This window comes from Pseudomonas sp. Pseusp16, from assembly GCF_047324915.1.
Taxonomy (GTDB): domain Bacteria; phylum Pseudomonadota; class Gammaproteobacteria; order Pseudomonadales; family Pseudomonadaceae; genus Aquipseudomonas; species Aquipseudomonas fluorescens_CD.
In genome coordinates this window covers 5,662,803-5,685,368 of sequence record NZ_CP168522.1, presented here as the reverse complement: position 1 = coordinate 5,685,368, position 22,566 = coordinate 5,662,803, and the positions used below count along the sequence as shown (strand labels likewise).

Below are 22,566 nucleotides of genomic sequence, written 5' to 3'. Positions count from 1 at the left end.
GCTTGTTTTTTGCCCGCCAAGACCTTCAGTGGATAGGGTGTTATGTCCGGAAAAGCGCAACAGCAGTCTCGTATCAAAGAGTTGATCACACTTGGTCGTGAGCAGGGCTACCTGACTTACGCGGAGGTCAACGACCACCTGCCGGAGGATATTTCAGATCCGGAACAGGTGGAAGACATCATCCGCATGATCAATGACATGGGGATCAACGTATTCGAGGTTGCGCCAGATAAGGATTCCCTTATGCTGGCCGACGCCGATACCGACGAAGCCGCAGCCGAAGAGGCCGCTGCAGCGTTGGCTGCGGTCGAGACCGACATTGGTCGCACTACCGACCCGGTGCGCATGTACATGCGCGAAATGGGTACGGTGGAGCTCCTCACACGTGAAGGCGAAATCGAAATCGCCAAGCGTATTGAAGAGGGCATCCGTGAAGTGATGAGCGCAATCGCGCACTTCCCTGGCACGGTTGATCATATTCTCTCCGAGTACACCCGCGTCACCACCGAAGGTGGTCGCCTGTCCGACGTCCTGAGCGGTTATATCGACCCGGACGACGGCATTGCGCCGCCTGCGGCAGAAGTGCCGCCGCCGATTGACGCGAAAGCCGTCAAGGCGGATGACGATTCCGACGACGAAGACGGTGAAGCCTCGGATGACGAGGAAGAAGCCGAAAGCGGTCCGGATCCGATCATCGCCGCCCAGCGTTTTGGCGCCGTGGCCGATCAGATGGAAATCACCCGCAAGGCACTGAAAAAGCACGGTCGTCACAACAAGGCAGCGATTGCCGAGTTGCTGGCCCTGGCCGATCTGTTCATGCCGATCAAACTGGTGCCGAAGCAATTCGAAGCCCTGGTCGAGCGTGTTCGCAGTGCCCTGGATCGCCTGCGTCAGCAAGAGCGCGCAATCATGCAGCTCTGCGTTCGTGATGCGCGCATGCCGCGTGCGGACTTCCTGCGCCAGTTCCCGGGCAACGAAGTCGACGAAAGCTGGAGTGATGCTCTGGCCAAAGGCAAAGGCAAATACGCTGAAGCCATTGGCCGCCTGCAGCCGGACATCATCCGTTGCCAGCAGAAGCTGACCGCGCTGGAAACCGAAACCGGTTTGACCATCGCCGAAATCAAGGACATCAACCGTCGCATGTCGATCGGTGAGGCCAAGGCCCGCCGCGCGAAGAAAGAGATGGTTGAAGCCAACTTGCGTCTGGTGATCTCGATCGCCAAGAAGTACACCAACCGTGGCCTGCAGTTCCTCGATCTGATCCAGGAAGGCAACATTGGCTTGATGAAAGCGGTAGACAAGTTCGAATACCGTCGCGGCTACAAATTCTCGACTTATGCCACCTGGTGGATCCGTCAGGCGATCACTCGCTCGATCGCCGACCAGGCCCGCACCATCCGTATTCCGGTGCACATGATCGAGACGATCAACAAGCTCAACCGCATTTCCCGCCAGATGCTGCAGGAAATGGGTCGCGAACCGACCCCGGAAGAGCTGGGCGAACGCATGGAAATGCCTGAGGACAAGATCCGCAAGGTATTGAAGATCGCAAAAGAGCCGATCTCCATGGAAACCCCGATCGGTGATGACGAAGACTCCCATCTGGGTGACTTCATCGAAGACTCGACCATGCAGTCGCCAATCGATGTTGCAACCGTTGAGAGCCTCAAGGAAGCGACTCGCGAAGTGCTGTCCGGCCTCACTGCCCGTGAAGCCAAGGTACTGCGCATGCGTTTCGGTATCGACATGAATACCGACCACACTCTCGAAGAGGTTGGTAAACAGTTCGACGTGACCCGTGAGCGGATTCGTCAGATTGAAGCCAAGGCGTTGCGCAAGCTGCGCCACCCGACGAGAAGCGAGCATCTGCGCTCCTTCCTCGACGAGTGATACCAGACCCCCCGGCCCAGGCCGGGGGTTTTGTTTTATGGCAGATTAATATCTCAGCACCTCCCCCTCCACTCCGTAGCCCGTCTACACTCGAAACATTCCCCAGAGCCATAACGAGACCGTTATGCCCAGACTGCCGACCGTGCTTTTTTTGCTGTCGCTGATGACCTGGACCGCAACGGCTGGCGCGCTGACTCTAACCGACGATGAACGTAGCTGGCTGGCGGCTCACCCGGACTTGCGCCTGGGTGTCGATGCGTCGTGGCCGCCCTTCGAGTTTCGCGACGATGAAGGCCGCTACCAGGGCCTTGCCGCGGATTACATCGAGGTCATCCGCAAAAGGCTGGCAACCCGGCTCACGCCCATCGAGCCGGTGAGCTGGACCGCCGTCCTGGAACAAGCCAAAAAGGGCAAGCTGGACCTGCTGCCGGGCATCATGTCGACCCCGGAACGCCAGAAATACCTGTCGTTCACCCGTCCCTATCTGGACTTTCCGATTGTCATCCTGGCCCATGTGGGGGGCCCCCAGCCACATGACCTGAAAGAACTTTACGGCCTGAAAATCGCTGTGGTGGAAAACTACGCCCCCCACGAACTGCTGCGCACCCACCACCCCGACCTGAACCTGGTGGCGATGCCCAACGTCAGCTCAGCGTTGCAGGCACTGGCCACCGACGCAGTGGACGCCGTGGTGGGCGATCTGGCGTCCAGCGTCTGGAGCTTGCGCCAGCTCAAGCTCGATGGGTTGTATGTCAGCGGTGAAACCCCCTATCGCTATCAACTGGCCATGGCGGTGCCTCGCAACAATACAATGCTCGTCGGTATTCTCGACAAAGTCCTGGCGGACATGAGCCCCGCCGAAATCAGCGCCATTCAGGAGCATTGGGTCGGCAACGTCCTCGATCATCGGACGTTCTGGAGTGACCTGTTGATGTATGGCCTGCCCGGATTGCTGCTGCTGACCATCGTGCTGGCGTCGGTTATCCGCATCAACCGCCGCCTGAGTTCGGAAATCGCCCGCCGGGTCGATCTTGAACAGGAACTGCGCAGCAGCGAATACCACTACCGAGGCCTGGTGGAGAGCCTGTCGGCCATCGCCTGGGAAGCAAAGGTCACCGACTACACCTACAGCTATGTATCGCCCCACGCCGAAGACCTTCTCGGCTATCCCCTGTCCCATTGGCTGATTCCGGGCTTCTGGCGCAACATCATTCACCCCGCCGACCTGACCCGCGCCCAGAACTTCTGCGACCACGAAATACTGGCCGGGCGCGATCACCGCCTCGATTACCGGGTGATCACCGCCGACGGCCGCTGTCTTTGGGTGCGCGATATCGTCAGCCTGATCGAACACGGACATGAGCCGGTGTTGCGCGGGCTGATGATCGACATCACCGACGCCAAGCGCACCGAAGAAGCGCTGCGCCTGTCAGAACAGAAGTTCGCTTCGGTGTTCCAGCAATGCCCGGACATTCTGGTGATCGCGCGCCTGAGCGACGGTTGCCTGCTGGAAGTCAACGAAGCGTTCGAAGAACAGATCGGCCTCAAGGCCGAGGACGTCATTGGCCACACCGCCACCGACCTGAACATCTGGGGAATACCCGGCGTTGGGCCAGGCCTGTTGCAACGCTTGCAGGCCGGCAGCATCCGCAACCTGGAAATGCCCTTTCGTCGCAGCAATGGCCACGTGTTTACCGGCCTGATCTCAGCTGAACCGTTCAATCTCGACATGACATCGGCGCTGGTGGTCGTGGTGCGGGACATCACCCAGCTCAAGGAAACCCAGCAACAACTGCAAACCTCCGAAGAAAAATTCGCCAAAGCCTTCCACGCCTCCCCCGACGGCTTGCTGCTGTCGCGACAAAGCGATGGCTTGCTGCTGGAGGTCAACGACGGCTTCAGCCGCATTACCGGGTTCAACAGCGCGATGTCGGTGGATCGTTCAGCGCTGGAGCTCGGCATCTGGGTCAACCTTAACGAACGCAAACAGATGCTTGATCTGTTGCACCGGGACGGTTTCGTCCGCGACTTCAGCTGCCATATCCGCCGCAGTGACGGGCAGATCCGCCTCTGCGAAGTGTCCAGTCGCCCACTGCCGATTGGCGATGACGACTGCATGCTGACCATCGCCCGGGACATCACCGAGCGACACCTGATGCAGGAAAAACTGCAACAGGCTGCCACCGTGTTCGAGAGCACCGCCGAAGGCGTATTGATCACCGATACCCAGCAACACATCAGCGCGGTCAATCGTGCGTTCACTGAAATCACCGGCTACAGCGAGAGCGAAGCCCTGGGCCATACGCCGCGCCTGCTCGCCTCGGGCCTGCACGACAGTGCGTTTTACGCGGCCATGTGGCATCAATTGACTGCCGAGGGTCACTGGCAAGGCGAGATATCCAACCGACGCAAGAACGGCGAGCTCTACCCGAGTTGGCTGACCATCAGCGCCGTACGCAACCGCGAAAATTTCATCACCCACTTTGTTGCGGTGTTCGCCGATATTTCCAGCCTAAAACACGCCCAGGCCAAACTCGACTATCAAGCGCATCACGATCCGCTGACCGGCCTGCCCAACCGCACTTTGTTTGAAAGCCGCTTGCTCACCGCGCTCAATAGCCAAAAGGAAAATGGTGGCCAGGGTGCCGTGCTGTTCCTTGACCTCGACCGCTTCAAGCACATCAATGACAGCCTGGGCCACCCGGTCGGCGACCTGTTGCTCAAGGGCATTGCCGTGCGTCTCAAAGAGCAGTTGCGTGACATCGATACCGTGGCGCGCCTGGGCGGTGACGAGTTCATTATCCTGCTGCCGGGCCTGCAACAACCCAGCGATGCCGACCACATTGCCACCAAGCTGCTCAATTGTTTCGCCGCGCCGTTCCAGGCCGGTGAACACGAGTTTTTCATCAGCGCCAGCATCGGCACCAGCCTCTATCCGAAGGATGGCTGCGACGTTGCCACACTGATCAAGAACGCCGACGCCGCGATGTACAGCTCCAAGGCCAAGGGCCGCAACCGTGTTGAAAGCTACACCCGAGACCTCACTGCCCAGGCCAGCGAACGCGTGGCACTGGAACACGAACTGCGCCGCGCCATCGAACGCAACGAGTTGCACCTGTGCTACCAACCTAAAATCAGCCTCGAAGACTACAGCCTGGTCGGTGCCGAAGCCCTGATCCGCTGGCGCCATCCGACCTTTGGCGACGTGCCACCGGAACACTTCATCCCGCTGGCCGAAGAGAACGGCATGATCCTGCAAATCGGCGACTGGGTCCTGGAAACCGCCTGCCGGCAGATGGCCGAATGGCACCGGCTGTACGAAAATCCCGGCCCGCTCTCAGTCAACCTTGCCGGCGCCCAATTGCGCCAACCCAACCTGCTGGGCCGTATCGAACAGTTGCTCAAGGACAACCGCCTCAACCCGGGTTTCCTGCAACTGGAAATCACCGAAAACTTCATCATGAGCCAGGCCGAAGAAGCGCTGGCAGTACTGCATCAACTCAAACATCTGGGGGTGCAACTGGCCATCGATGACTTCGGCACCGGTTACTCATCCCTGAGTTACCTCAAGCGACTGCCACTGGACATCCTCAAGATCGACCAATCCTTCGTCCGCGGCCTGCCGGACGATCCCCACGATGCGGCTATCGTACGCGCCATCATCGCGCTCGGGCGCAGCATGCAATTCACCGTGATTGCCGAAGGCGTCGAGACCCAGGCGCAACAGCAATTCCTCGCCGCCGCGGGTTGCGAGCAAATCCAGGGCTACATCGTCAGCCCGCCACTCCCCCCGGACGAATATGCCGCGACGTTTCTTCGTACAACCGTAATGGCTTTTTCGGATGGCACAGTCGCGAAACCGTCGCTATAATCCGCGGCCTACTGAGGGCCTATAGCTCAGTTGGTTAGAGCAGAGGACTCATAATCCTTTGGTCCACGGTTCAAGTCCGTGTGGGCCCACCAAACAGGAAAGCCGCGTTTTTACGCGGCTTTTTCGTGTCTGACGTTTAGTTTTGTTTACTTAAGGTTGCGCATTAACGGATGACGCCTTAGGACCTTGTAGGCAAACTCCGAATCTTCTGTTTGGGCACTTTGATGCCTTGTTGTGCTTTTCTTCGACGGGATAGTCTCCGGACGTCGCTGACCATTCAGCGATCGGGCTTGGAAACCCGTCGAACCGTAACGCAATAACGCCCAATCAGACTGCAGACATTTTTACGACTGCAATCCTGTGTCATGGCAGCTGTGCGTGGGACGCCTTTGGGCGTGCCGGTTTCTCTGGTTCCCGGTTTTCCAACCTGCGCACAGCTGCCACCCATTCGCTTGGAAACGAAAGTGGCGGCTCCTTGAATAACCAGGAGTAATCCCATGAGTAAAACAGACTCGCCCTCACCGTCAGAACTCAAAACCATCGGTTTCACCCCCTTCCTGTATCTCTCGAATCAACCGCTGTTCCACGTTTGCCGCGACGACCCTATCGCCGACGCCCTGTCCCAAGCCTCCGACCTGCTATTCCTCGCCAAGTCCCTCACCGTGGACGCCGCCTACGCTCAAAACTCCGACCGCCACGCCTGGGCCGCGCATTACCTGACGACGATGAGCAAAGCGGTGATTGATGATGTCGTGAAGGTGCTGACGCGACGTTCAGTTGGAACGCAACAAGAAGCCACCTGACTGAGCAACGTGTAATTGCAGCAGCATTGAAAACGCCGAAAAAGAGTTCTGCCAGTCAGCGAAGGAACCTGTAGGAGCGAGCTTGCTCGCGAAAAACCCAAGGACACCGCTGGGAATCTGGCTTTACGCGTGATCGTTCACGACCTTCGCGAGCGAGCTCGCTCCTACAGGGGATTCAACCGTTCAAGCATTTCACGCGTCAATACGACCTCATAGGTGTCCGCCGGTCTGCCCCATTGCTCCACGAGGACCATGCGGTCTACCAGCGTCTCTCCCAGTTCAGTAATGGTCTCGGAGAGCGCCTCGACGATTTCCTGCGTCCGCATCCACAGGCGATCATTGATCGCTTTCATCTCGGTCGTGATGCTGCCCGACGACACGGGATCCGTATCCGGGTAGGCGATGTTGCGCAACAGATACTGAAGCTCCCTGATTTTTGCGTAGTCCTGTTCCGCCCCCTGCTCGCCTTTGAGGATGGCTGTGGCTCTCGGCTTGTCGACGCGTTTTCCGGCTGAGGGCTGCGAAGGCAGTGTCTGCGCCATTGCACCAGCCAGGAGCACCATCATCCGGGCTTCCAGATGCTCTTTCATGGCTTCTATCGACGAAATCGGGCGCACCAGCGTAATGCAGGCTCCACCCTGGTGCCGCAAATCCATGGTCACCGTCAGGGTCACCCCGCCCGTGGCAAAGCCCAGGGCGCGGGCCACGACGTAGTGGCCCATTTCGTGATGGGCGATCTGCAGGGCGCGGTCCCGTACAGCGGCAGGTAGCTTTGTGGCCATGTCTTTCACCTCGCACCTCGACTGCCTCAATCCTAGTCGATGCCTTACAAAAAGCCGCGCTACGGCGTAAGGCTGATCAGTCAAGGCATCAGGCAGCCTCTGTAGGAGCGAGCTCGCGATGAACTCAAGTACGACGCGTTTATTCAGCAAGTACGCATTATCGTTAACGTCCATCGCGAGCAAGCTCGCTCCTACAGCAGTCGCAGAGTCTTAATCAGGCAAAGCATAGGCAATCACATAATCCCCACGATCAGTCGACTGACGCGCACCGCCTACCGTCAGCAGGATGTACTGCTTGCCGGTTTTCGGCGAAACGTATGTCATCGGCCCGGACTGGCTGCCCACCGGCAGGCGCGACTTCCAGATTTCGTTGCCGTTGCCGGTATCGAAGGCGCGCAGGTAGAAGTCCTGGGTGCCGGCGAAGAACAGCAGGCCCGACTGGGTGGCGAGTGACGCGCCGAGGGTCGGCATGCCGATCGGGATCTGCAAGTGCATGCGGATGCCCAGCGGGCCGGTGTCCTGCACGGTGCCGACTGGCACCTGCCACATCAGCTTGTGGGTCTTGAGGTCGATGGCCGACATGGTGCCGAACGGTGGTTTCTGGCACGGAATGCCGACCGCCGAGAGGAAACGCTCGCGCATGGCGCCGAATGGCGTGCCTTCCTGCGGTACCACGCCCATTTCGATGCCGCTGGCCCCGGCGCCGATCTTGTCGCGCGGGATCATGTAGTTGGCCAGCCCCAGGCGCATGTCGTTGACGAACATGTAGTTGGTGTTCGGATCGACCGAGACGCTGCCCCAGTTCATGCCGCCCAGCGAACCCGGGAATTGCAGGGCGCGGTCCATGCCCGGCGGGGTATAGACACCCTCGTGGCGCATGCCCTTGAACTGGATGCGGCACATCAACTGGTCGAACGGTGTGGCGCCCCACATGTCGGATTCGGTCAGGGTCTTGTTGCCGATTGACGGCATGTCGACCGAGAACGGCTGGGTGGGCGAATAGCGCTCGCCGGGGACCTTGCCTTGCGGCACCGGGCGTTCCTCGACGCGGGCAATCGGCACGCCGGTCTCGCGGTTGAGCAGGAAGATCTCACCCTGCTTGGTGACTTGTGCCAAGGCTGGCTGGGTGCCGCCCTTGTCGTCCGGCACGTCGTACAGCAGCGGTTGCGCCGGCAGGTCAAAGTCCCACAGGTCGTGGTGGGTGGTCTGGAAGTGCCAGCGTACCTGGCCGGTTTTTACGTCGATGGCGACGATGGACGAGTTCCACTTGTCGTCGAACCCGGTACGTTGGCCGCCGAAGAAGTCTGGCGTCGCGTTGCCGGTCGGCAGGTACACCAGACCGAGTCTGGCGTCGTAGGACATGGCCGACCAGACGTTCGGCGTACCACGGGTGTAGGTCTCACCCTCCGGCGGACGTTTGGTGGTGTTCGGATTGCCCGGATCCCATGCCCATACCAGCTCACCGCTGCGCACGTCGTAGGCACGAACTACGCCCGGCGGCTCGCCAGTGGAGTAGTTGTCGGCCACGCGGCCACCGACGATCACCACATCCCCTGCGACCAACGGGGTCGAGGTCTGCTGGTAGTAACCGGGCTTCACTTCGCCCATATCGGTGGTCAGGTCGACGGTGCCTTTGTTGCCGAACTCTTCGCAGGGTTTGCCGGTGTCGGCATTGATGGCGATCAGGCGCGCATCGCCGGTCGGCAGAAACAGACGCTTCGTACAGGCAGTTGGCTGATTGTCCGAAGAAGCCGGGGTTTCGGAGTAGCCCAGGCCACGGCAACGCTGCCAGTTGGGCGCGGTGCCTTGCGGGTCGAACTTCCAGCGCTGGGCGCCGGTGTCGGCATCCAGGGCGAAGACTTTGCCGTAGGCGGTGCAGGTGTAGACCGTGTCGCCGATTTGCAGCGGGGTGTTCTGGTCTTCGGCACCGGCGCCGGTGCTTTGCGGAATGTCGCCGGTGCGGAAGGTCCAGGCGACATGCAACTTGTCGATGTTGCCTTTGTTGATCTGGTCCAGCGCGGCAAAGCGATTACCGGCGGTGGTGTTGCCCCAGTGAGCCCAGTCTTTCTGCTCGGTGCCCGGCGCGACCGGCGTTACCGCAGGCTCAACGACAGCCTTGACCACGTGGGTCGGGACGAACATATAGGCCATCGTCGCAACGACTCCCACACCCAGAATGCCGGCCAGACCGTAAGCACCACGCCCGCCGGTCGCACCCGAGGCGCGGACCAGGGTCGGATAGATCAGCGCCACAACCAGACCGATCACGGCGAATGTCAGTACCCGCGAGACCAGCGGCCAGTATTCGAGACCAGCATCCCATACCGCCCAGATCGCCGTGAGGATCAGCGCCACACCATACAGCCATGCACCGAGCGGTTTGCGCCGGGCGATCATCAACCCGGACACCAGCATCGCCAGGCCCATCAGCAGGAAATACCAGCTGCCGCCGAGCGCGATCAGATAGCCACCGCCACCGGCCAGGCCGAGCCCGATCAGTGCAATCAGCACACCCAGCCCCGCCAGCAACCATTTGCTGCCGGCGGCAGCCCCAGAATTGTTCATGTCGGAAATTTTCCCCATTTGTGACAAGGCGCGAATAATGTACTAACCAGTTACTTATGGCAATTTGTCGCAGGCAGAAATGGCATGAACGGTACTCAGACTAGATCCGGGATCCGTCGCGAGCGTCGTACAGAATCTGCCTGTAACATGCTTGCGCACTGATCCATACCGCTGGAGATAACCCTTTGCCTGACACTCGCCCCCCCGTTCTCGATGAAATCGACCGCCAATTGATTGCCGCCCTGCAGATCAACGCCCGCGAGAGCGTGGCCATGCTTGCCCGGCATCTGGGCATCGCTCGCACCACGGTCACCTCGCGCCTGGCTCGGCTGGAAAAGGCCAAAGTGATCACCGGTTACGGCGTGCGCCTCGGGCAGCGGGTGGTGGATGGCGGGTTGCAGGCGTATGTCGGGATCACTGTGCAACCGCGTTCCGGCAGGGAGGTGTTGCGACGCCTGAGCGCGATGGCGCAGGTGCAGCAGCTGTGTGCGGTGAGTGGCGAATTTGATTATGTAGCGTGGTTGCGCACTGACTCGCCGGAGCAGCTGGATCAGTTGCTGGATCAGATTGGCAGTGTGGATGGGGTGGAGAAGACCACGACGTCGATCATCTTGAGCAGCAAGATTGATCGGGGGCAGCCGGTTTGAATACTCCCTCACTGGACAGTGTGCACACCAATATAGTCATATTGACCAGTAAAATGGCAAAACGACGACACTTTGCGTCTTATTAACGTGTTCTGTGCTCTCTAGAATGGCTGGCATCTTTTCCTATACTCAGATGCGCATTCCGCGTCGGGTCGCCAGCAAGGTCAGCCATGAACAAGAACAATCGCCATCCTGCAGACGGTAAAAAACCAGTCACCATTTTCGGCCCGGACTTTCCCTTCGCCTTCGACGACTGGATCGAACACCCGGTCGGCCTGGGCAGCATTCCCGAGCACAATCACGGCGCCGAAGTGGCGATTGTCGGCGCCGGTATCGCGGGGCTGGTGGCCGCATACGAACTGATGAAGCTTGGCCTGAAACCGGTGGTCTATGAGGCCTCGAAGCTGGGCGGCCGCCTGCGCTCCCAAGCGTTCAACGGCACCGATGGCATTGTCGCGGAGTTGGGTGGCATGCGTTTTCCGGTGTCGTCCACCGCGTTCTATCACTACGTCGACAAGCTGGGTCTTGAGACCAAACCCTTCCCCAACCCGCTGACACCTGCTTCCGGCAGCACCGTCATCGATCTGGAAGGCAAAACCCATTACGCACAAAAACTGGCGGATCTTCCTGCACTCTTTCAGGAAGTGGCTGACGCCTGGGCCGACGCCCTGGAGGCCGGTTCACAATTCTCCGATATCCAGCAAGCAATCCGCGACCGCGACGTGCCACGCCTCAAGGAGCTGTGGAACACCCTCGTTCCGCTGTGGGACGACCGCACCTTCTACGATTTCGTCGCCACCTCCAAAGCCTTCGCGAAGTTGTCGTTCCATCACCGCGAAGTGTTCGGCCAGGTCGGCTTCGGCACAGGCGGCTGGGACTCCGATTTCCCGAACTCGATGCTGGAAATCTTCCGCGTAGTAATGACCAACTGTGACGATCACCAGCATTTGGTGGTCGGTGGCGTGGAACAAGTCCCGCAAGGCATCTGGCGCCATGTACCGGAGCGCTGCGTGCATTGGCCGCAAGGCACCAGCCTCAAGTCGCTGCACAATGGCGCTCCACGCTCCGGGGTGAAGAAAATCGCCCACGCGCCGGATGGCCGCTTTGCGGTCACCGACAACAACGGCGACACCCGCGAATACGCCGCGGTGCTGACCACCTGCCAAAGCTGGCTGCTGACCACCCAGATCGAATGCGACGAAACCCTGTTCTCGCAAAAGATGTGGATGGCCCTGGACCGCACCCGCTACATGCAGTCGTCGAAAACCTTCGTGATGGTCGACCGCCCGTTCTGGAAGGACAAAGACCCGGAAACCGGCCGCGACCTGATGAGCATGACCCTCACCGATCGCCTGACCCGCGGCACCTACCTGTTCGACAACGGCGACGACAAGCCGGGGGTGATTTGCCTGTCGTACTCGTGGATGAGCGACGCGCTGAAAATGCTCCCGCACCCAGTGGAAAAACGCGTGAAGCTGGCGCTGGATGCACTGAAAAAGATCTACCCGAAAGTCGACATCGCCGCGCGGATCATCGGCGATCCGATTACCGTGTCCTGGGAAGCCGACCCGCATTTCCTTGGTGCATTCAAAGGCGCCCTGCCCGGCCACTACCGCTACAACCAGCGCATGTACGCGCACTTCATGCAGGATGACATGCCGCCCGAGCAGCGCGGGATCTTCATTGCCGGCGACGACGTTTCGTGGACGCCGGCCTGGGTTGAGGGCGCGGTGCAGACGTCGCTCAACGCGGTGTGGGGCATCATGAAACACTTCGGCGGTGCAACTCACGCCGAAAATCCGGGTCCAGGAGATGTGTTCAACGAGATCGGTCCGATCGCCCTGCCCGAGTAAGAGGAATCCGAAATGCGCGTAGCCCTTTACCAATGTCCGCCGCTGCCTCTGGACGTCGCCGGCAACCTGCAACGCATGCAGCAGCTTGCACAGGAAGCCAAAGGTGCGGACCTGCTGGTGCTGCCGGAGATGTTCCTGACCGGCTACAACATCGGCGTCGATGCCGTCAGTGTGCTTGCGGAGGTGTACAACGGTGAGTCGGCGCAGCAGATCGCGCGCATTGCCAAGACTGCCGGGATCGCCATTTTGTATGGCTATCCCGAGCGCACCGCCGAGGGGCAGATCTACAACGCCGTGCAACTGATCGACGCCCATGGCGAGCGCGTGTGCAACTACCGCAAAACGCACTTGTTTGGCGATCTCGATCACTCGATGTTCAGCGCCGGAGCGGACGAGTTTCCCATCGTTGAGCTCAACGGCTGGAAGCTCGGTTTCCTGATCTGCTACGACCTGGAATTTCCGGAAAACGCCCGGCGCCTGGCCTTGGCCGGTGCCGAGCTGATCCTGGTGCCGACCGCGAACATGATTCCGTTCGATTTCGTCGCCGATGTCACCGTGCGCTCCCGCGCCTTCGAAAACCAATGCTATGTGGCTTACGCCAACTACTGCGGCCACGAAGGCGACATCCACTACTGCGGCCAGAGCAGCATCGCTGCGCCGGATGGCAGCCGTATCGCTCAGGCCGGGCTGGATGAAGCATTGATCGTCGGCGAGCTGAATCGGCAGTTGATGCTCGACTCCCGCGCCGCCAATCGTTACTTCCTCGATCGCCGCCCTGAGCTTTACGGCGACCTGAACAAGCGCTAAACCACTCTAATCCGCTAGCATTGGCACTTCACTGTTCTGGAAGTGCCCATGCCCGCGCTGAATCACCCTCGCCCCCCTATGGAAACCCTGGCCAATGGCCTGCGGGTGACCCTGCGTCATGCCCCGAATCTGAAGCGCTGCGCAGCAGCGTTGCGGGTCGCTGCGGGCAGCCATGATGTGCCGCTGGCGTGGCCCGGCCTTGCGCATTTTCTTGAGCATCTGCTGTTTCTGGGGACTGAGCGTTTTCCCGCAGGGCAAGGGTTGATGGCCTACGTCCAGAGTCATGGCGGGCAAGTGAATGCGCGGACCAGCGAACGCACCACGGACTACTTTTTCGAACTGCCACCCAAAGCATTTGCCGGTGGGCTGGAGCGTCTGTCAGACATGCTCGCCCATCCGCGTATGAATCCGGACGACCAGCAGCGGGAACGGGAAGTGTTGCAGGCGGAATTTGTCGCCTGGTCGCAGGATGCCGCAGCACAGCAACAGTCTGCTTTGTTCAGCGGGCTTGGCGAGGCTCATCCATTGCGGGGATTTCATGCCGGCAATCGTGACAGTCTGCCGCTGCAGCAACCCGAGTTTCAGCAGGCGTTGCAGGACTTTTATCAGCGGTTTTACCAGACCGGGCAAATGACCTTGAGCCTGGTCGGGCCGCAGAGCCTCGATGAATTGAAGGCGATGGCCGAAGCCTTTGGCAACGTCATTGCCAAAGGCGAAACAGCCGTTCAACAGCCCCCAGTGCCGCTGATGGATGCCTCGGCCAACAGTTATCAACAGGCTGGCGAACGACGCCTGGATCTGCTGTTTGCCCTTGAAGCCCTGCCCGACTTCTCTGCCGAAGCGCTGGCGTTCCTGTGCCATTGGCTGAACATGGCAAAACCCGGCGGCTTGTTGGCGGACCTGCGCGAACGCGGGCTGGCCGATAACCTGAAGGCCGAGCCGCTTTACCAATTCGCCGGTCAGGCCTTGCTGCATTTCGAATTCACCCTGCCCGCCGCGTCCCCGGTAACGGGCATCCGCGAACGCCTGATGGACTGGCTTGGCTTCTTTGCCGAGCAAGACTGGCGCCCATTGCGCGAAGAGTACGCCACCCTGCTCCAGCGCCAGCAGCAAGTCAGCAGCGCCTTGCAACTGGCCCGACTGGACAGCGAACAACGCGAAGTCGGCTTGTCCGAGCCGGGTGTTACAGCCCTCAAACCGATCCTCAAACAAATCGGCGCTGTGGATAACTTCAGCGGCCCATGGCAATTGCCGACACCCAACCCGTTCTTGCGCTCCGAAGCACCGACACCCAACGCCGGATTGATTCGTGGCCAGACCAGTGCCCACCGCGGCCTGCGCACATTTGCCCAGGACCGTTCGCGCAGCCGCCGTGAACGCTCGCCGATGCAATTCAGCCAGGCATGGCCGGACAACGGTGCTGAAGGTGCGATTTATCTGCGCTGGCGACTGGACTCGACTCCCGGCAGCTACCTTCAATCACGGCTGGAAAACAACCTGCAACCGTTGCGCGAAGACGCGCGCCAGGCCGGTGTGGATTTTGCCTTCAGTGCGTCGGGCAACGAATGGCTGCTGAAGTTGAACGGCCTACAAGAGCCGATGCCCAGCGTCCTGGAGCATGCGCTGAAAGAACTGACACAACCTGATGCCGCTGTCTCACAAGCCGAACCGACGAGCGTGGCGCTAATACCGATTCGGCAACTGCTCAAGGCATTGCCCGATCACAGCCTTGAGCACTCCGCAAACTCGGATAACCTGCAGCAGCTCTGGTCGAGTGCGCGATGGGACGGGCTGGCCATCGGGTTATCGGCTCAGACTCAAGCGGCCATGAGCCTGGCCTTGAGCCGTGTACCCGGCACGCCGGACAATCAACTGACGCCACCCGCTTCGATCCATTCACAACGTCTGTGGAGCCATGTCGATACCGCCTCCAGCGAGCACGCGCTGCTGCTGTTCTGTCCGACAGCCACCCAGGCGATAGCCGACGAAGCCGCGTGGCGTTTGCTCGCGCACCTCTCCCAGACGCCGTTCTACCAGCGCCTGCGGGTGGAATTGCAATTGGGTTATGCGGTGTTCAGCGCCCTGCGGCAGATCCACGGGCAGACCGGGCTGCTGTTCGGTGTGCAATCGCCAAGTGTTGTGCCGATGGAGTTGCTGCAACACATCGAGCAATTCCTGAATCGATTGCCGGACCTGATCCAGGCACTCGACGACAGCACCTTCAACGTTCAACGCCAGGCTCTGGCGGATCAATTTTCCAGCACCGCACTCACTACCGCTCAAGCGGCCGAATTGCTCTGGCAGGGCAAGCTGGCCGGCCGTTCGTCGGAATATTTGACGCAATTACCCCAGTCCATTGTGCAAATCGACCGGGCTGCTCTACTGGCCATGGCCCGACGTCTGAATCAGGCCGAGGGCGGCTGGCGCTGCCTGGCCAGTGCCGCCAGCCCGGGTGAGCCATGGCAAGCGGCAAAATGATCATTACCGGGGCTGCAAGGAGCTTTCTCAAAGTTTCACGGGCAATTTCTTTGAAATTTTGAGTAACATAGCAACCTAACTATCTGGAACATCTCTGACTTGAGGTGGACTATATCTATAGATAGCGCTATCCCACCCTAACTGAAGGAGTTCGATTTATGGCCTGGACCAAACCTGCTTACACTGACCTGCGTATCGGCTTTGAAGTCACCATGTACTTCGCAAGCCGCTAATCTCTGCTTTGGCAGATGTGCAGCACAACGCCTCGGTTATCCGAGGCGTTTTATTTTCAGCGTTGAAACGATGGAGCGCCCATGTTTGTCCAGATTCTAGGTTCCGCCGCCGGCGGCGGCTTCCCCCAGTGGAACTGCAACTGCGTGAACTGCGCAGGCTTTCGCGACGGCAGCCTGCGGGCCAGCGCGCGGACGCAATCGTCCATCGCGATTTCCGATGACGGCGTGAACTGGGTGCTGTGCAACACCTCCCCGGACATCCGCGCCCAACTCCAGAGCTTCGCCCCGATGCAGCCGGGCCGGGCCCTGCGCGATACCGGGATCGGCGCGATCATCCTGATGGACAGCCAGATCGACCACACCACCGGCCTGCTCATGCTGCGTGAAGGGTGCCCGCATCAGGTCTGGTGCACCGACATGGTCCACGAAGACCTGAGCAGCGGTTTTCCGCTGTTCACCATGCTGACGCACTGGAACGGCGGGCTGAACTGGAACCGCATCGAGCTCGATCAAAGCTTCACCATTCCCGCCTGCCCGAACCTGCGTTTCACCCCGCTGCCTCTGCGCAGCGCCGCGCCGCCGTACTCGCCGCACCGCTTCGACCCCCATCCGGGCGACAACATCGGCCTGATCGTCGAAGACCGGGGCACCGGCGGCAAGCTGTTCTATGCGCCGGGGCTGGGCAAGGTCGATGCGCCGCTGCTGGAGATCATGGCCGGCAGCGATTGCCTGTTGGTCGACGGCACCTTGTGGGATGACGATGAAATGCAGCGGCGTGGCGTCGGCACCCGCACCGGCCGGGAGATGGGCCATCTGGCGCAAAACGGCCCCGGCGGCATGCTCGAAGTGCTTGAACAACTGCCCGAACAGCGCAAGGTGCTTATCCACATCAACAACACCAACCCGATTCTCGACGAAGACTCGCCGCAGCGGGCGGAGCTGGAGCGGCGCAACGTTGAAGTGGCGTATGACGGCATGAGTATTGTGCTGTAGCGGATGGCCCCTTCGCGAGCAAGTCGGATCGCCGCACCGCCGCTCCCACATTGGGTCTATGGCGTACACAAAACCCTGTGGGAGCGGGCTTGCTCGCGAAGGCGTCCGCCCAGACACCAAAGAACCCACCGGATGTTCCCCGGAGAACCACAATGACCGACACCCCGCTGTCCCCCGCCGAATTCGAAGCGGCCCTGCGCGCCAAGGGCGCCTATTACCACATCCATCACCCCTACCACGTGGCGATGTATGAAGGCCGGGCGAGCCGTGAGCAGATCCAGGGCTGGGTCGCCAACCGCTTCTACTATCAGGTGAACATTCCCCTGAAGGACGCGGCCATTCTGGCCAATTGCCCGGACCGCGAGATTCGCCGCGAGTGGATTCAGCGCCTGCTCGACCACGACGGTGCGCCCGGTGAGGACGGCGGCATCGAAGCCTGGCTGCGCCTGGGCCAGGCCGTGGGCCTCGACCCGGACCAGTTACGCTCCCAGGAGCTGGTGCTGCCCGGCGTGCGCTTCGCCGTGGACGCCTACGTCAACTTCGCGCGCCGCGCCCGTTGGCAGGAAGCCGCCAGCAGCTCGCTGACCGAACTGTTCGCCCCGCAAATCCACCAATCGCGCCTGGACAGCTGGCCCCAGCATTACCCGTGGATCGATCCGGCCGGCTACGAATATTTCCGTACGCGCCTGGGCCAGGCACGGCGGGATGTCGAGCACGGTCTGGCGATCACCCTGCAGCACTACACGACCCGGGAAGGCCAGGAGCGCATGCTGGAAATTCTCCAGTTCAAACTGGACATTCTTTGGAGCATGCTCGATGCCATGAGCATGGCCTACGAACTGAAACGCCCGCCGTATCACAGCGTGACCGGGGAACGGGTCTGGCACAAAGGAATCACCTTATGAGTTTCGATCGCAGCAAGATCCCGACCTGGCGCCCCGGCTACCGCTTCCAGTACGAGCCAGCGCAAAAAGGCCATGTGCTGCTGTACCCGGAAGGCATGATCAAGCTCAACGAAAGTGCCGCGTTGATCGGTGGTTTGATTGACGGGCAACGGGATGTCGCGGCGATCATCAATGAGCTCGACCAACAGTTCCCCGGCGTGCCCGAACTCGGTGACGACATCGAGCAATTCATGGAGGTGGCCCGTGCGCAGCACTGGATCGAACTTGCCTGAGGCATCGGTGCAGGTGCCGCCCACACCTGAAGTCGGCCTGCCGCTGTGGCTGCTGGCCGAGCTGACCTATCGCTGTCCGCTGCAATGCCCCTACTGCTCCAATCCGCTGGATTTCGCCGAACAAGGCCAGGAGCTGAGCACCGAGCAATGGGTCAAGGTGTTCCGCGAAGCGCGGGAAATGGGTGCGGCGCAACTGGGCTTTTCCGGTGGCGAACCGCTGGTGCGCCAGGACCTCGCCGAACTGATTGCCGAAGCCCGCCAGCTGGGTTTCTACACCAACCTGATCACCTCCGGCATCGGCCTGACCGAGCAGAAAATCAGCGACTTCAAGAAGGCCGGCCTCGATCACATCCAGATCAGTTTCCAGGCCAGCGACGAGCAGGTGAACAACCTGCTGGCCGGATCGAAAAAAGCCTTTGCGCAGAAACTGGCAATGGCCCGGGCGGTGAAGGCCCACGGTTATCCGATGGTGCTGAATTTCGTCACCCATCGGCACAACATCGACCAGATCGACCGTATCATCGAGCTGTGCATCGCCCTTGAGGCGGACTTTGTCGAGCTCGCCACTTGCCAGTTCTACGGCTGGGCGCAGCTCAATCGCGTCGGGCTGTTGCCGACCAAGGAACAACTGGTGCGCGCCGAACGCATCACCAATGAATACCGCGCCAGACTGGAAGCCGAAGGGCATCCGTGCAAGCTGATTTTCGTCACCCCGGACTATTACGAAGAGCGCCCGAAAGCCTGCATGAATGGCTGGGGCAGTATTTTTCTGACGGTCACCCCCGACGGCACCGCCCTGCCCTGTCACGGTGCCCGACAGCTGCCAGTACAGTTTCCCAACGTGCGCGACCACAGCATGCAACACATCTGGTACGACTCGTTCGGCTTCAACCGCTTTCGCGGTTATGACTGGATGCCCGAACCGTGCCGCTCCTGTGACGAGAAAGAACAAGACTTCGGCGGCTGCCGCTGTCAGGCGTTCATGCTCACGGGGGACGCCAGCAACGCCGACCCGGTGTGCAGCAAGTCGCCACAACACGGCGTGATCCTCAAGGCTCGCGAAGAAGCCGAACACGCAACCCAGACCATCGACCAACTGGCCTTTCGCAATGAACGAAACTCACGCCTCATCGCCAAGAGCTGAACCCCTCAGCGCTGCCAAGGCCGTCGCGGCCGGTATCGACTTTGCCGAACTGCAGGTCGGTCGACAGGGCCTGTTCTGGAACGAGTACCGCCCCGAAGACGCGGCGTGCCGGATCTGGCATTGGCGCGACGGCGCAGCGAAATGCCTGACGCCACCGGGCTTCAGCGCGCGCAGTCGTGTGTACGAATATGGCGGTGGAGCGTTTTGTCTGACGGACGACGGTATCGTTTTCGTCAACGAGGCCGACCAGCAGTTGTATCGGCAAACACTGCAAGGCGAAGCGCCCGAAAGGCTGACGTCTGGCATGTGCCGTTACGGCGATCTGCAATTTGCGCAAGGGCAGGTACTGGCGGTCGAGGAGCGCCGCGATCAACACCGACTGGTGGCAATCGATCTGGACGATGGCGCACGTCACCTGCTGGCCGAGGGTGCTGATTTCTACGCCGCGCCGACACTCAGTCCTGATGGCCTGCGCCTGGCCTGGATCGAGTGGAGTCGCCCGGATCAGCCATGGACAGCGACCCGTTTGATGGTTGCCGAACGCCTCGCCAGCGGCGGTTTTGCCGAGGCTCGTTGTGCGGCGGGCGACGGCGTTCAAGAGTCTGTGCAACAACCACGGTTTGATGCCGGCGGTCGCTTGTATTGCCTGACGGACCGCGCCGGTTACTGGCAGCCATGGAGGGAGTCCGGAAAAGGCCTGAGCCCATTGCCGAGCGCTGCCGCCGACCATGGCCCCGCGCCCTGGCAACTCGGCGGCTGCACCTGGTTGCCGCTGAGTGAAGAAAGCTATCTGGCCAGCTGGAGCGAAGGCGGGTTTGGCCGATTGGGCATATGTGGCGACTCCAACGCCGACTTCACCGGCGACTACAGCCGCTTCCGCCATCTCGCCGTGGATGAGCGGTTCATCTATTGCATCGCGGCGTCGCCCGTCAGTTCAACCGCTGTCATCGCCATCGACCGCCAAAGCCGGCAAGTGAACGTAATGGCCGGCGGCATCGCACCGCTTCCTCCCGAACAGATCAGCCGCCCGCAAACCTTGCGCTACCCAAGTGGCTCAGGCGAGGCACACGGCTTCTTCTACCCGGCGATGACCGGCGGGGTGAAACCACCATTGGTGGTGTTCATCCATGGCGGACCGACGTCGGCGTGTTACCCGATGCTTGATCCGCGTATCCAGTTTTGGGCCCAGCGGGGCTTCGCCGTGGCCGACCTCAACTATCGTGGCAGCAGCGGTTATGGCCGGACTTATCGCCAGGCACTGCACCTGAGTTGGGGCGATGTGGATGTGCAAGACGCCTGCGCCGTGGTCGGTTACCTCAACGAACGCGGCTTGATCGACGCCGACAAGACCTTCATTCGCGGCGGCAGCGCCGGTGGCTACACCACCCTTTGTGCATTGGCCTTTCACAACGTCTTCCGCGCCGGCGCCAGTCTGTATGGGGTCAGCGACCCGGTGGCGCTGGGGCGCGCGACCCACAAATTCGAAAGCGATTATCTGGATTGGCTGATCGGCGATCCGCAGCTGGATGCCGAACGCTACGCCGCCCGCACGCCGCTACTGCATGCGAGCAACATCCGCGTGCCGATGATCTTCTTTCAAGGAGAACTGGATGCCGTGGTCGTCCCGCAGCAGACCCGCGACATGGTCTCGGCACTGCAGGACAACGGCATCCTGGTCGAAGCGCATTACTACGCCGACGAACGCCATGGCTTTCGCAAGGCCGGTAACCAGGCCCATGCGCTGGAGCAGGAGTGGCTTTTTTATCGAAGGGTGATGGATTCAGTGGACTGAAGCCCGCGCTCATCGCCTCGCTGCCGAACTACGCCCCTTCATTGGAATTCGCAAATAAAAAAACGCCCCACGCCAAAAGAATCAGGCGTGAGGCGTGCGGTTTACCGCGAGACGGTTCTGGAAATTGTGCAAGGCGCGTCGGATCAGACGGAAATCCCTTTGCGGCACTGCAATTGCGCGGTGCGTACTCTGGAGAAGGCGCGCGCCAGGCGCAGGAGCATTTCATCGATGTTGGCGTTGCTGACATTCAACGCCGGGGTAAAGCGCAGACAGTCGAGTTGCGGGGCATTGAGCAGCAAGCCTTCGTACAGCGCGGCCTTGACCACCGCATCGGCGCAATCGTCCGACAGCGTCAGCCCCCAAAGCAGCCCTTGTCCGCGCAACTCGCCGTGACCGTAACGATGGGCCAGACGCCCCAAGCCTTCACGCAGATGTTGACCGGTCTCTGCGACGTGCTTGAGGAAAGCCTTGTCCTGCACCGTAGCGAGTACCGAAAGCCCTGCGGCGGTCATCAACGCATTACCGTGATGAGTACCTGTCACTTCGCCAATGTCGAAACAGCACGCCTTGCCCCGCGCCAGCAGCGCGGCCAAGGGCACGCCGCCGCCCAACCCTTTGCCGAGCACGACGATATCCGCCGTTACGCCGCAGGACTGTTCCGCGAGCAAGGTGCCACAACGGCCGATGCCGGTTTGCACTTCGTCGAATATCAGCAAAATGCCGAGTTCACGGCACAGGCGTTCGACACCCTTGAGGTAATGTGCGGTGGCCGGGATCACGCCGGCTTCGCTCTGGATCGGCTCAAGCATGATCGCTACGGTCCGTTCATCCACGGCCGCATGCAAGGCCGGAAGGTCGTTGAACGGGACATGGCTGAAACCCGGCAGTTGCGGCTCGAATCGGTTGATCAATGTCGAACTGTCCGACGCCGAAATCGTCGCCAGGCTCCGGCCATGGCAACCGTTGTTGGCCACAATGATTCGCGACGCACCGCCGCGATACTGTTGACCCCATTTGCGCGCCAGTTTGATCGCCGCCTCACAGGCTTCGCTGCCGGTATTGAGCAGGTAAGCCTGATCACTGCCGGTGCTGGCACACAGATGTTCGGCGAGGCTGAGCATGCCGCGGTTATGCAGGCCGAAACCCGGATTGATCAGCGATTGAGCCTGGGCAGTGATGGCGTTGACCAGTACCGAAGGGCTGTGGCCAAGGCTGTTGGCCCCGCCGCCCTGGGAAAAATCCAGGTATGCACGGCCATCGCTGTCCCACAACCATGAGCCCTGCCCACGCACAAACACCTGTTTCGGCCGCTCGACACTGGGCATCAAGTACTCGCTGGAAAGGTTATCGCCTCGGGATGGCAGGGAAGCGTCCAGGACCAGATCATCAAGACTGGGAGGACTGCGACGCAGACTGAACAGGTTCATCTGAAAAAACCTCTTTTGAGGTTTTTTGCCTTACCTATGTAAACACCATCGAAACAAACGCTATTCATCGCGCTCTATGGCCCTGTAAGCCCTGTGAATGCGGT

Annotated in this window: 16 protein-coding genes and 1 tRNA gene; 14 read left to right on the top strand and 3 right to left on the bottom strand. The window is 60.6% G+C overall.

The window, feature by feature from the left end; genetic code table 11:
* Positions 1–42 precede the first annotated feature (42 nt).
* The 4 genes from rpoD to ACEN8Q_RS25715 all read left to right on the top strand — a co-directional run bounded on the left by rpoD (position 43) and on the right by ACEN8Q_RS25715 (position 6,564).
* On the top strand, positions 43–1,890 hold the full coding sequence (gene rpoD, locus ACEN8Q_RS25730; protein WP_413424149.1) for an RNA polymerase sigma factor RpoD: 1,848 nt from the start codon (positions 43–45) through the stop codon (positions 1,888–1,890).
* Positions 1,891–2,014: 124 nt separating this feature from the next.
* A complete protein-coding gene (locus ACEN8Q_RS25725) occupies positions 2,015–5,761 on the top strand; it encodes a bifunctional diguanylate cyclase/phosphodiesterase (protein WP_413424148.1) in 3,747 nt (1,248 codons plus the stop codon).
* Between the two features lie 15 nt (positions 5,762–5,776).
* A tRNA-Ile gene (locus tag ACEN8Q_RS25720) sits at positions 5,777–5,853 on the top strand.
* Positions 5,854–6,258: 405 nt separating this feature from the next.
* Positions 6,259–6,564, top strand: a complete 306-nt coding sequence (locus ACEN8Q_RS25715) for a DUF3077 domain-containing protein (RefSeq protein WP_413703924.1) — start codon at positions 6,259–6,261, stop codon at positions 6,562–6,564.
* 164 nt (positions 6,565–6,728) lie between these two features.
* Here the strand turns inward: ACEN8Q_RS25715 and ACEN8Q_RS25710 are convergent, their stop codons facing one another.
* On the bottom strand, positions 6,729–7,346 hold the full coding sequence (locus ACEN8Q_RS25710) for a peptidase M41 (protein WP_413424144.1): 618 nt from the start codon (positions 7,344–7,346) through the stop codon (positions 6,729–6,731).
* A gap of 210 nt (positions 7,347–7,556) precedes the next feature.
* On the bottom strand, positions 7,557–9,911 hold the full coding sequence (locus ACEN8Q_RS25705; protein WP_413424142.1) for a glucose/quinate/shikimate family membrane-bound PQQ-dependent dehydrogenase: 2,355 nt from the start codon (positions 9,909–9,911) through the stop codon (positions 7,557–7,559).
* A gap of 185 nt (positions 9,912–10,096) precedes the next feature.
* Here ACEN8Q_RS25705 and ACEN8Q_RS25700 point away from each other — a divergent pair, with 185 nt between their 5' ends.
* The 10 genes from ACEN8Q_RS25700 to ACEN8Q_RS25655 all read left to right on the top strand — a co-directional run bounded on the left by ACEN8Q_RS25700 (position 10,097) and on the right by ACEN8Q_RS25655 (position 21,035).
* Positions 10,097–10,558 carry an Lrp/AsnC family transcriptional regulator gene (locus tag ACEN8Q_RS25700; RefSeq protein WP_413424140.1) on the top strand — a complete coding sequence of 154 codons (462 nt, stop codon included), beginning with the start codon at positions 10,097–10,099 and terminating at the stop codon, positions 10,556–10,558.
* Between the two features lie 170 nt (positions 10,559–10,728).
* Positions 10,729–12,411 (top strand): flavin monoamine oxidase family protein, encoded by a 1,683-nt coding sequence (locus ACEN8Q_RS25695; protein ID WP_413424138.1) that lies wholly within the window; start codon positions 10,729–10,731, stop codon positions 12,409–12,411.
* 12 nt (positions 12,412–12,423) lie between these two features.
* Positions 12,424–13,218: a carbon-nitrogen hydrolase family protein gene (locus ACEN8Q_RS25690; protein WP_413424136.1), complete on the top strand. Its 795-nt coding sequence runs from the start codon at positions 12,424–12,426 to the stop codon at positions 13,216–13,218.
* A gap of 48 nt (positions 13,219–13,266) precedes the next feature.
* On the top strand, positions 13,267–15,696 hold the full coding sequence (pqqF, locus tag ACEN8Q_RS25685) for a pyrroloquinoline quinone biosynthesis protein PqqF (protein ID WP_413703923.1): 2,430 nt from the start codon (positions 13,267–13,269) through the stop codon (positions 15,694–15,696).
* Positions 15,697–15,854: 158 nt separating this feature from the next.
* On the top strand, positions 15,855–15,929 hold the full coding sequence (pqqA, locus tag ACEN8Q_RS25680) for a pyrroloquinoline quinone precursor peptide PqqA (protein WP_003444522.1): 75 nt from the start codon (positions 15,855–15,857) through the stop codon (positions 15,927–15,929).
* An 81-nt stretch (positions 15,930–16,010) separates the two neighbouring features.
* Positions 16,011–16,922 carry a pyrroloquinoline quinone biosynthesis protein PqqB gene (gene pqqB, locus ACEN8Q_RS25675; protein ID WP_413703922.1) on the top strand — a complete coding sequence of 304 codons (912 nt, stop codon included), beginning with the start codon at positions 16,011–16,013 and terminating at the stop codon, positions 16,920–16,922.
* A 152-nt stretch (positions 16,923–17,074) separates the two neighbouring features.
* Complete coding sequence (gene pqqC / locus ACEN8Q_RS25670) at positions 17,075–17,827, top strand: pyrroloquinoline-quinone synthase PqqC (RefSeq protein ID WP_057398272.1); 753 nt, start codon at positions 17,075–17,077, stop codon at positions 17,825–17,827.
* Complete coding sequence (pqqD, locus tag ACEN8Q_RS25665) at positions 17,824–18,099, top strand: pyrroloquinoline quinone biosynthesis peptide chaperone PqqD (protein ID WP_413703921.1); 276 nt, start codon at positions 17,824–17,826, stop codon at positions 18,097–18,099. Before pqqC ends, pqqD begins: the two co-directional genes overlap by 4 nt.
* Positions 18,071–19,243: a pyrroloquinoline quinone biosynthesis protein PqqE gene (pqqE, locus tag ACEN8Q_RS25660; protein ID WP_413703920.1), complete on the top strand. Its 1,173-nt coding sequence runs from the start codon at positions 18,071–18,073 to the stop codon at positions 19,241–19,243. The genes pqqD and pqqE overlap by 29 nt, the downstream gene beginning before the upstream one ends.
* Positions 19,209–21,035, top strand: a complete 1,827-nt coding sequence (locus ACEN8Q_RS25655) for a S9 family peptidase (RefSeq protein ID WP_413703919.1) — start codon at positions 19,209–19,211, stop codon at positions 21,033–21,035. Before pqqE ends, ACEN8Q_RS25655 begins: the two co-directional genes overlap by 35 nt.
* 143 nt (positions 21,036–21,178) lie before the next feature.
* Here the strand turns inward: ACEN8Q_RS25655 and ACEN8Q_RS25650 are convergent, their stop codons facing one another.
* Positions 21,179–22,462, bottom strand: a complete 1,284-nt coding sequence (locus ACEN8Q_RS25650; protein ID WP_413428468.1) for an aspartate aminotransferase family protein — start codon at positions 22,460–22,462, stop codon at positions 21,179–21,181.
* Positions 22,463–22,566 lie beyond the last annotated feature (104 nt).